Raw genomic sequence first — 10966 nt, forward strand, 5'->3', positions numbered from 1 at the left:
GTTACGGACTTGAGGGTGCTTATGCACGAAAACCGATCCGGAACCCGCCCCAGTGGCGGCCCTGGATATAAATCGGGGCCGAAACGTCGTGCATCACCTCACCGGTGTCGCGGCGGTAGGTTTGCACCAGATACTCCATTTCATGAGCGCCGCAGCGTTTGCCAACCGGATCATCGAAGATCCGCTTGGTGCGGTTGCCGAGCATGTCCTTGTCGAAATCGCCCGTCAGTGGCTGCGAGAAACGCCGGTTGTGCGTGGGGAAGTAGCCGCGACGATCGACGGCACCGGCATACACCACGGCGGGATGCTGCTCCAGAATCGGCTCCTGAATCGCTGGCAGCAGTTCATCGGTGAGCGCATCAAAACGGGTGTTGAACTTCTGCGGTTTGGTGTTGGCGATCGGCACATAGCGCTCATCGAACAAGGCATCCAGGGTGATCCGACCGTCAGCGACGGCCTGCTCCAGCGCTTCACCCACCGCTTTGGCGGCGGCAATCGCCACCCCCGGCAGCGCAGCGTGCACCACAACCGCGTTCTGCCCGAAGTCCGAAAGGCGGAACACTTTGTCGATCTCACCGAGATTGCCCGCCAGGTTCGCCAGGCGTGCCGCCTCACCACGCGACTCGTCGGCGGCCTTGGCGTTCTCGTTGATCATGCGGAGGATCTGCTGCACCGAACCATGAATTGCCTCGGCATCACGGCTCTGCCCCTGAATGGAGAGCGCGATCGCGTCCACCTTCTCCATCGTTTCGGTAGCGCCGCGGTCGATCGCCTGAAGTGAATCCGAAGCGCTGCTCGCGAGCTGCGCACCGCTTCGCGCCTGCTTGCTGCCCTCTTCGATCGTCGCGATGGCGCTGGACGTCTCAGTCTGGATCGCAGCAATCATCTGTGTGATTTCACGCGTGGCGTTGGAGGTCCGCTCCGCGAGTTTGCGAACTTCATCCGCCACAACGGCAAAACCGCGCCCTTGCTCACCCGCCCGGGCGGCTTCGATCGCGGCGTTGAGGGCCAGCAAGTTGGTCTGATCGGCAATCTCGCGGATCACGTTGACGATGCCGCTGATTGCCTGCGAACGATCACCAAGCGAAGCCACAACCGAAGCGGACTGCTCCACCCACTGTGCGATGCGCTCGATCTCCTGCGACACGTTGGCCACCACGCCACCGCCGGCAATCGAAAGCTCGCGGGCTTCCTGCGCGATGCGGGCGGTTTGAGAGGCGTGCTCCGCGACTTCGTAGACGTTGGCGGTCATTTGCTCAATCGCCAGCGCCATCTGGTTGGCTGCGTCCCGTTGCGAGCCGGTACTCGTGCTCATGCGTTCCGAGCGGGCGCCCAGCTGATCCGAGACCTCAGCCACGCGCCGCGAATCACTGATCACCTTGGCAACCACACCCTGCACAACGTCCAGCAGGGTATTGAAGGCCTGCGCCAGCTCACCGCTGACGCCGCCCTCCGCAGTGGCGCGCCGCGACAGATCGCCGTCCCGGTTGATTCCGGTAAGCAGCGCAGTTAAAGCGTGCAGTCCGGCGCACTGGCGACGCTGAATCCACCAGAAGAGAACAAGAACCGGTAGTGCCGACAGTAGCGCAGCACCCGCTGCACCCCCGAGCCAAGCTCCGGCCCCCGCCCCCAGCGCCGCTGTCGCGCCAAGGACGATCATCGCCCCGATTTGCCTCATTCGACCCTCGCCGTGTTGATCACGCTCGCGCTCTCGGGCGCCGTTCGTCCGATTAACGGCGGGGGATGAAGCGACTTTAGGCGTCCTCGGCGAAGCCCGCTTCGTTGAGCAAGGCGGCGGCCGGGTCCGAGGCCAGAACGAACAGCTTCATCGTCGCGCGCGTGGCGCCAACAAAGAACTTGCGCAGTGCCGCGTCATCCAGCACGGCAAAGTCCACTTCGCTGAGGATCACGCACGGGGCGCTCTGCCCCTTGAATCGATACACAGTTTCACAAAGCACGTCGCCGTCGGAGAACTCCGGCATGCCAAGCAGATCGTAGCGCCCCGTAAAGTGGCGCAACGGGATCGGCCCGAGCCTGTCCAACCCCACCAAGGCGGAGCGTTCGCGGCCATGAAAGCTCAGCAGCGCGATCTGGCTGCGCTCGAAGCCGAGCCCGATTGCCTGCGTAAGCGCCCTGCGGGTCTGCTCGATCAAGCCATCACGATCGGTGTAGCTGATGAGGCTTACCGCGTCGCCCCGAATCGGGCTGCCGGGCTCCTGCCGGAGCGCCGCGGGCGTCAGGCGGTTGAGCATATCGACGATGGCGCGCGGGCTGCGGAAGTTGGTTGCAGAGCGCAACGTGACCCAGCCGGGCATGTCGACGGCCGGTTTTGCGTAGAGGTTCTGCATCGGGTCTTCCAGCCACCAGCAGCGTGCGCCGGGCCGACCGAGCCGCAGCACCGAATCGCGCCAGGCGGGTGAGAAGTCCTGCCCCTCGTCGATGATGATCTCGTCGAACACCCATTCCGCCGGTACCGCCATCACGCCGAAGGCGGCCTCCAATCGTGCGAAGGCATCCGGCTGGCGCAGATCGGGCTGAAGCCCGGTGGTGCGCAGCATGCTCAGGCAGAGTTGGTGGAAGGACGTGACTTCCCCTCCGGGCGGCACCAGCGCAGCCACATGGTCCGCCAGCGGCCGGTTGAAACACACATAGAGCGGGCGGCGCCCTGCGGCCAGCGCATCGCGATACACCGCCAACGCCAGCTGCGTCTTGCCGGACCCGGCGGTACCGACGACGCGCAGTTGATGCGGCGACATCTCAAGCCGCCGCGCCCACTCCGTCAGCCCGCCCGAGAGCCGGGTGTACAGCGCCCGTGACGCATCGGCGGCGGCGCCCACATCGGGTGTCAGTGAAAGTTCGTCCGCAAGAAACGCCGATACCGCGGCGCGGCGCGCCGGGTCGGGCGCCTGCCCGGCGTCCAGCCCAAGCACTCGCACCACGAGCGCGTCACGCTGATCGGCATCGATAATCAGCGCGGGGTCCAGGCCCGCTGTCTGCGGCTGGCGTACCCGGTAGTCGGGTAGAAACAGCAGTCCGGTGACCGAAGCGTCGGCCGACACGCGCGCGAGCTTCTCGCGCAGCACCGCCACCGCTCGCCCCAGGTGATGCGCCACGTTCACTGCTTGCGCCGCGCTGCCGCGTAACAGCCCCTCGGCTGACTCGCGCAGAAAGCCGGTGCGTTGTTCGATCAGCACGCAGGCGCCCGACGGTGCTACCAGCGCCAGATCCACGGCGCCGAACAGCGCCTGGCCTTCGGCCCCGTGCTGCCAATGCACGCCGTGAAACACCACCCAGTCGTCGGGCAAGGCCTCGCCGAGGCGGCGCAGGGTATCGAGCAAGCGTACGAGACTGGGCGCCGCGCCGTTTGCCAGCGCCTCCCAACCGTCAGGGTAGATACGAGCCATGAATGGATCACCTCAAGACCAAGCGCCCGATTGTCGCCGACTTTGCGCACAGGCTGCCACGCCCCGCGCGGCATGGCTCATCTGGCGAGCCAGCCTCGCGATAGACTCGCACCATGCCGATCCGTGTCAGCTTCGCCAACCGCTTCGAAACCCTTGAACAGATCCTGCTCGCCCGGCTTCAAGCCGAGCAGCCCGGCCCGTTCGACCGGCAGACGGTGATCGTGCCGAACACCGCCGTGCGCCGGCGCATCGAGCTCGACATGGCAGATCGCTTCGGGCTCTGCGCACAGGTCGATTTCCCCTTCCTCGGCCAGTGGCTGTGGCAGGAAGTCGGGCAATGGATGCCAGCGCCAGAGCGCTCGCCGCTGGACACCGGGCGCCTCACCTGGGCGATTCAGGTGCAATTGAATGAAGACGATTTCGTCCGCCATCACCCGGGCATCGCCAGCTATCTCGCCGACGCCGACGCGGTAATGCGTTTCGAGCTCGCGGAGCAAGTCGCCCGGGTGTTCACCGACGCGGTGACTTACCGGCCAGACTGGGTCGAGCAGTGGCGGCTGCGTCGTGCGCCAATGCTGCCGGCCGGCAACGACCACGACACCGCCGACTGGCTGGGTGATCTGTGGCGCCGCGTGACCACCGCGCTGGGCGTGGCCGGCCAGCACCCGTTCATCCGCCTGTTGCAGGAGCAGCCGCAGCGCACGGCCACGCCGGCCCTCAGCGGCCCGGTGCATGTGTTCGCGTTGCCGGCACTGCCACCGCTGCACCTTGATCTATTGCGCGCCTTTGCGGACTACCGCGACGTGCAGCTTTACGTGCTCAACCCTTGCCGGGAGCACTGGTTCGAAATCGTCCCCGCACGCAGGCTGAGCTTTCTCGCCGCCCAGGGTCGGTCCGACTTTCACGAGGTCGGCAACCGCCTGCTCGCTGCCTGGGGCCGGCAGACCCAGGCGCATATCGACCTGCTGTTCGAGAACGACGACGCCCTCGAAGAAGCCGACAGCCGCTTCGACGAAGCCCCGGCCGCGACCCTGCTGGGCCATGTGCAGAACACAGTTCTCGATCTGCTCGAACTGGAACCGGCCAGCTTCACGCCTGCCGCGGACGACCGCAGCATCGAAGTCCATGTATGCCATTCGCTCACCCGCCAGCTCGACGCGCTGCAAGACCGGCTGCTTGCGCTGCTCGGTGGCGCGGTTTCGGCCCCGGTCGCCCCCATCCTGCCGGGAGACGTGCTGGTTGTCGTGCCGGATCTCGCCAGCGCCGCACCGCTGATCGATGCCGTGTTCGGCACCGCACCGCCCGCGCGCCGCATCCCCTACACCATCACCGGCCGCGGGCAAACGCGCGAGAACCTTGTCGCGAACACACTGGCAGCCCTGCTTGATCTGCTGCCCGGCCGCTTCCCGGCCAGCGCGGTGTTCGACCTGCTGCAACTCGCACCGATCGCGGCCCGCTATCAACTCGACGACGCCGCGCTCGAAACCGTGCGCGAGTGGGTCGCCAGCGCCGGCATCCGCTGGGGGCTCGATGCACGCCAGCGCGCAGAGCTGGCCCTGCCGGAACACGATGTGCACAGCTTCGCCGACGGGCTGGAGCGCCTTTTCCTCGCCTACGCACTGGGCGACGACGCGGTGTTCGCCGGCCGCACCGGTGCCGCCAACCCGGAAGGGCAAGCCGCTCAGGCGCTCGGCCAGCTGTGGCGCTTCGTGCAGGACCTTGTCGACACCCGCCTGCGCTGGCGCAAACCGCGCACTGCCGAAGCCTGGCGCAGCGAACTGGACGATCTGCTTGCGCGCTACATTCCGCCGAGCTTCGAATGGGCGGAAGACCTGCGCACGCTGCGCGCCACCGTGGCGGAACTGCACCGGCAGATGGATGCGGCGGGCGACGCCCTGCTGACGCCCGACATCGTGATCCGCGCACTCGCGGATCTGCTTGAACAGCCTGCGCGCGGCGGCGTGCCGACCGGCGGCGTCACCTTCGCGGCGATGGCCAGCCTGCGCCCCTTGCCTTACCGGGTGCTCTGCGCGCTGGGCATGGACGACGGCGCCTTCCCCGGCACCGACCGCCCGGCCGAATTTGACCTGCTCGCGCGTTACCCGCGCCGCGGCGACCGCCAACGCCGCTTCGACGACCGCAACCTCTTCCTCGATCTGCTGCTCAGCGCGCGGGATCACTTCATCCTCGCCTACACCGGCCGCAGCCAGCGCGACAACGCAGTCCTGCCGCCCTCGGTGCTCGTCGCGGAGCTGCTCGATTCGCTCGCCGAGCTGACCGCGGCCGACACGTCCGCGGAGGCCGTAGCTGCCGCCCGCGCTCGCCTCGTCGTCGAACACCCCTTGCAACCCTTCGCACTGGATCTCTTCCTGCCCGGTGCAGACGCCCGCCTGCACAGCCACAACACAGAACTCTGCAACGCGCTGCGCGCTGGCCTTGCCGATGCACAGCGCGCGCCCACTGCGCCGCTCGGCGCATCACCCAACCATGCCAACGAGGCGGACGATGCGGAAGACGAAGCCGATACCCGCGCTGCTACACCCTTCTTCACAGCGCCGCTAGCGATCGACGAGACTCAGCGCGACGTGCCGCTGGATCGCTTCGTGCGCTTCTTCCGCAACCCCTCGCGTGCGCTGCTGCGCGAACGGCTGGGTATCCAGCTTGCGAAGGGTGAAGAGGCGTTGGCCGACGAGGAACCCTTCGTCGCCGACTACGAAGGCGTCAGCGCACTCTTCCGGCGGCTGGAGGCCGACGTACTCGCCGGCAGCCCGATTGACGCGCTGAAGGCGCGCGTCGCGGCGGGCAACGAATACCCGCACGGCGCGCTCGGTGATGTGCAGCGAGCCGACGTAGCTGCGCAGCTCGCTGCGTTCTCGCAGAAGCTGCAACCGCTGCGTGACGAGGCCGCGCTCGCACCCGTGCCGGTCGCGCTCAGTTTCGAGCTGGGCGGCGAGCGCTGGCGCTTGAGCGGCAACCTCGCCGGGCTGCGCGCCAGCGGCCAGTACCGCTACCGCATCGACGCCCTGCGCGCGGCTGACCGCGTCGAGGCAATCCTGTATCACCTGGTGCTCTGCGCCGCCGCGCCGGCTGACGTACAGGCCAGGACGCTGCAGCTTGCCAGTGACGAAGATCTGACCCTCGATCCGCTCCCCGCCGACCTTGCACATGCCGAGCTTGAGCGGCTGCTCGCCTGGTACCGCCTTGGTCAGACGCGGCCGCTGCACTTCTACCCGAAGAGCGCCTGGGCCTATGTCGAGGGCGGGCTGCGCATCTCAGAAGCCCGCAAGAAATGGGACAGCGCGATGTTCGCCGGAGAGAACGAAGACCCGCATTACCAGCTCGCGTTGCGCGGTGTCGCAGACCCGCTGGACGCTGAATTCGAGCAGGTCGCGCAGGAGGTGTTCGGTCTGCTGATCACCGACGCGGAGCAAACGGCATGAGCACGCTGCGTGATCTCGACGTCTTCGCCTGCCCACTCTCCGGCATCAGCCTGATCGAAGCCTCTGCCGGCACCGGCAAGACCTGGAACATCTGCGGCCTGTATCTGCGGCTCCTGCTCGAACACGGCCTGCCGGTCGAGCGGATTCTCGTCGTCACCTTCACCAAGGCCGCCACCGCAGAACTGCGCGAGCGGATCCGCCAGCGCATCGTCGAAACGCTCGCCCACCTCGACGGCCGCGGCAGCGCCGGCGACCCCTTCGTGCCGCAGTTGCTCGCCGCGGTGCGTGCAAGCGGTGTCGCGGACGAGGCACGCCTGCGCAGCCAGCTCGAACTGGCCTTGCAGACCTTCGACGAAGCGGCGATCTTCACGATCCACGGCTTCTGCCAGCGTGCGCTGGCGGATACGCCCTTCGCGGCGGGGCTGCCGTTCAAGCTCGAGGTCACCCCCGACGACCATGCGCTGATCCGCGAAGCGGTGGCCGATTTCTGGCGGCGCGAAGTCGCCATCGACGCCCTGCCGCCCTCCCTTGCCGCATGGCTACTGTTGCGCAATGACACGCCAGAGACCTGGGCCAAGCTGCTGCGTGAATCGCTCGCGCGCCCGCTGGCGAGAGTGGAATGGCCCGCCGCGCCCGAAGACGCACCGTCGCCCGATACGCTCCGGCAACTGTTCGACGAAGCGCGGACCGCATTTGCAGCGACCCCGCCGCCAGCCGAAGTCCTCAAACAAGCCGCCGCCGCGAAGGATCTCAACGCAGCGTCGTACAAGCCGCACCTGATCGACGCCAGTGCGGCCGAGTGGGAAGCGTGGTTCGACAGCGGCGACGAACTGAGCACCGTCGTCGCGCCGTCGAGCGACAAATCGCCGCTGCGTCTGATGCGCGCTGGCTTCATCGCAGGCAAGCTCAACAAGAACCGCACCGCGCCGGAACACGCGTTCTTCGACGCGGCCGAGGCGCTGGTCGCCGCCCGGATCGGTGCCGAACAGGCGCTCGAACATGCGCGCCTTGGGCTGATTCGCCGCATGCTCACCACCGCGGGCGAAGCGCTGCGTGCCGCCAAGCGGCGTGCGCGGGTGGTGGCCTACGACGACATGCTCGCCAACCTGCACCGCGCGCTCACCTCCGGCGCGAACCCGTGGCTCGCCGCCGCGCTGCGCGAGCACTACCCCGCCGCGCTGATCGACGAATTCCAGGATACCGACCCGGTGCAGTTCGAGGTGTTCTCGCAGATCTATGCCGGCGAACCGGCCGGGCCGCTGTTCCTCGTGGGCGACCCGAAGCAGGCAATCTACAGCTTCCGCAACGCCGATCTGCACACCTACCTTGCCGCCGGCGACGCGGCCCAGCATCGCTACACGCTGCGCGAGAACCAGCGCTCCACCGGCCCGCTGATCAACGCGCTCAACACGCTGTTCAACGCCAACCCCGGCGCCTTCGTGCTGCCCAAGCTGGGCTACGAAACCGTGCGGGTCGGTGCCAAGCCGCGCCCGGTCTTCAGCGACGAGAGCGGCACGCCCAACGCGGCACTGCACCTGTGGCAACTGCCACCCGGCGAAGCCGGCGGTGCAATGCTGCGCAGCGCGGCGATGACTCAGGTGCCCGCGGCCTGCGCCAGCGAAATCGCGCGACTGCTCGCTGCCGGCCAGCGCGGCGAGATCCGCATCGGCGGCCGCCCGCTCGCTGCGGCGGACATTGCGGTGCTGGTGCGCAGCCACAAGCAGGCCGCGCTGATCAAAGCCGCACTGGCGCAGGTCGGCGTTGCCAGTGTCGAGATCTCGCAGTCCGACGTGTTCCAGACGCTGGAAGCCACCGAGCTCGCCCGCGTGTTGCACGCGGTGCGCGAGCCTGCGCGCGTAGGCCTGCTGCGCGCAGCCCTCGCCACCACGCTGATGGGCGAAACCGCCGAAGCGCTCGCCGCGCTGGATCACGACGAAGCGCGCCTGCAGGCGCAGGTCACCCGCTTCGCCGAATGGCGTGAACTGTGGAACAACCGCGGCATCGGCATGATGCTGCGCCGCTGGCTGGCCGGCGACGATGCCGCGCAAAGCGTGGTCGCCCGCATGCTCGCGGCCGGCGACGGCGAACGCCGGCTCACCAACCTGCTTCATCTGGCGGAGTTGCTGCAGCAGGCCAGCGATACCCATCGCTCGCCCGAGGCGCAGATGCGCTGGTTTGCCGACCAGTTGCAGGCCGATCGCCATGAAGAGGTTGCGCAGTTGCGCCTGGAATCTGACCGCAAGCTGGTGCAGATCGTCACGATCCACAAGTCCAAAGGGCTGGAGTACCCGATCACCTTCACGCCCTTCCTGTGGGACGGCCACCGCCGCAGCGATGCCAGCGGCGACGCGGTCGAATACCACGACGCGAACGGCCGCATCGTGCTCGACTACCGCCCCGAAGCCGGCGACGACGACACGATCAAGCAGGCCCGCAAACGCGAACGCGCCGCCGAAGACGTGCGGCTCGCCTACGTCGCGCTGACCCGCGCGGTGTTCCGCAGCTACGTCGTCGTCGGCAACTACCTCAAGCCCGCCGGCAAGAGCGTCAGCACCAAGGAATCGGCGCGCAGCGTGCTGAACTGGATCGCCGCCGGCGCTGGCAGCGATCAGCAGGTGTGGGACGCTGGCGAGGCGACTGCCACGGAGATGGACGCCGCATGGCAACGCATTGCCGAAGCCGCCGCTGGCGACATCGCGCTGACACCGCTGCCCGTTGGGGCTGCAATCCCGCTCGACCTCACCCCGCCGCCGCTCGACCAGCTCACCGCCCTGCCTGCGCCCGCGCACATTCCGGACGCCTGGAAGATCGGCAGCTTCAGCCGGCTCGTGCAAGGCGCGCACAGTACCCACGGTGCCGAGCAGGACCATGACGCCCTCACCTCGCCGCGCCCGCTCGGCCCGACGCCGGCGAGCATCCCGCCCGACGACGTACTGCACTTTCCGCGTGGCGCATCGGCCGGCGACTGCATGCACGCAGCCTTCGAGCGAGCCGATTTCACCGACCCGGCAAGCTGGGACGCCGCCGCCCGCGCCGCGCTGCGTGATCACCCGCAACGCGGCATCGAAGGCGGCCGTGGCGAGCTGGCGCGTCAGGTGGCCCAACTCACCGGCCTGATCCGCGACGTCGTCAGCACACCGCTGCCAGCCGGCCTGCACCTGGCAGACCTGCCGATGAAGAAGCGACTCATCGAAATGGGCTTCAACCTGCCGGCGTCGACCCTGAACGCCGCCAGCCTCAACGCCTGGCTCGCCGAGCGCGGCTACCGCATGCCGCCGCTAGGCTTCCAGAGCCTGCACGGCTACCTCTCCGGCTTTATCGACCTGGTGTTTGAGCACCACGGCCGTTACTGGGTGCTGGACTGGAAATCCAACATGCTCGGCTTCAACGCCGACGACTACCGCGGCGAAGCGCTGGCCGACGCGATGGCCGCGCACGGCTACCACCTGCAATACCTGCTCTACCTCGTCGCGCTGCATCGCCACTTGAAGTTGCGGCTGCCGCACTATGACTACGACAGCCACATCGGGGGGGCGCTGTATTTGTTTGTCCGGGGCGTACGGCCGGGGTGGTTGGCTGAGGACGGCGCTCAGGCCGGGGTGTATTTGCGGCGGCCGAGTCGCGCGGATATTGAAGCGTTGGACGCATTGATTGCGGGTGGTGGTGATGGCGGAGTTTTGGCCTTATGACCGGCCACGCACTGACGCTTCGCGAAGCGGCTAACGACACGGTCGTAGGTTGCGCTGAGCTTTGCGAAGTCCAACGTTTCGTCTTGCGATCGACCGTGTCGAGCTACGACCGTTTGTCCGCTCAAGCCGGGTCCCGCCCCGGCGGGCGTCTTACTTTCTGGCAACAGCACCAGAAAGTAAGCAAAGAGTGCCGCCCCGCTTCAACGCCCCTCCTATGGCGGGGTGCCCTGCGCTGCTCGCGTCGCCGGGGGCCTGCGGAACTCGCCCTCGCTTCGCTCGGTGCTCGAACAGTCCTCGGCCCCGCCGTGCTACGCACGTCGGAACCCGGCAACGCTCCGCTGCTCGGCGTTTCAGAGGGGGATCGAAAGGCGTCGACGATTGACCGTTTCGATGTTCTCGTAGCCCGGATACGGGCCAAAGGCCGTAATCCGGC

Annotated in this window: 4 protein-coding genes; 2 read left to right on the plus strand and 2 right to left on the minus strand. The window is 67.6% G+C overall.

Annotated features, from left to right (window positions below; translation table 11 throughout):
• Nucleotides 1-19 precede the first annotated feature (19 nt).
• Together ACE3P0_RS18910 and ACE3P0_RS18915 are read right to left on the minus strand one after the other, a co-directional pair.
• The gene (locus tag ACE3P0_RS18910) at nt 20-1678 is read right to left on the minus strand and encodes a methyl-accepting chemotaxis protein (protein WP_374404339.1); all 1659 of its coding nucleotides are present in this window, start codon (nt 1676-1678) and stop codon (nt 20-22) included.
• Nucleotides 1679-1754: 76 nt separating this feature from the next.
• Nucleotides 1755-3404, minus strand: a complete 1650-nt coding sequence (locus ACE3P0_RS18915) for an ATP-binding domain-containing protein (RefSeq protein WP_374404340.1) — start codon at nt 3402-3404, stop codon at nt 1755-1757.
• Between the two features lie 113 nt (nt 3405-3517).
• Between ACE3P0_RS18915 and ACE3P0_RS18920 the strand changes: the two genes are divergently transcribed.
• Together ACE3P0_RS18920 and recB are read left to right on the plus strand one after the other, a co-directional pair.
• On the plus strand, nt 3518-6844 hold the full coding sequence (locus ACE3P0_RS18920) for an exodeoxyribonuclease V subunit gamma (protein WP_374404341.1): 3327 nt from the start codon (nt 3518-3520) through the stop codon (nt 6842-6844).
• Nucleotides 6841-10533, plus strand: a complete 3693-nt coding sequence (gene recB, locus ACE3P0_RS18925; protein WP_374404342.1) for an exodeoxyribonuclease V subunit beta — start codon at nt 6841-6843, stop codon at nt 10531-10533. The genes ACE3P0_RS18920 and recB overlap by 4 nt, the downstream gene beginning before the upstream one ends.
• Nucleotides 10534-10966: the final 433 nt, after the last annotated feature.

The organism is Niveibacterium sp., assembly GCF_041909475.1.
Lineage (GTDB): Bacteria > Pseudomonadota > Gammaproteobacteria > Burkholderiales > Rhodocyclaceae > Niveibacterium.

Excerpts from the sequence above, each read along its gene's own strand:
- ACE3P0_RS18920 (WP_374404341.1), top strand. The coding sequence starts at position 3,518 with ATGCCGATCCGTGTCAGCTTCGCCAACCGCTTCGAAACCCTTGAACAG.
- ACE3P0_RS18910 (WP_374404339.1), bottom strand. The coding sequence starts at position 1,678 with ATGAGGCAAATCGGGGCGATGATCGTCCTTGGCGCGACAGCGGCGCTG.
- recB (WP_374404342.1), top strand. The coding sequence starts at position 6,841 with ATGAGCACGCTGCGTGATCTCGACGTCTTCGCCTGCCCACTCTCCGGC.
- ACE3P0_RS18915 (WP_374404340.1), bottom strand. The coding sequence starts at position 3,404 with ATGGCTCGTATCTACCCTGACGGTTGGGAGGCGCTGGCAAACGGCGCG.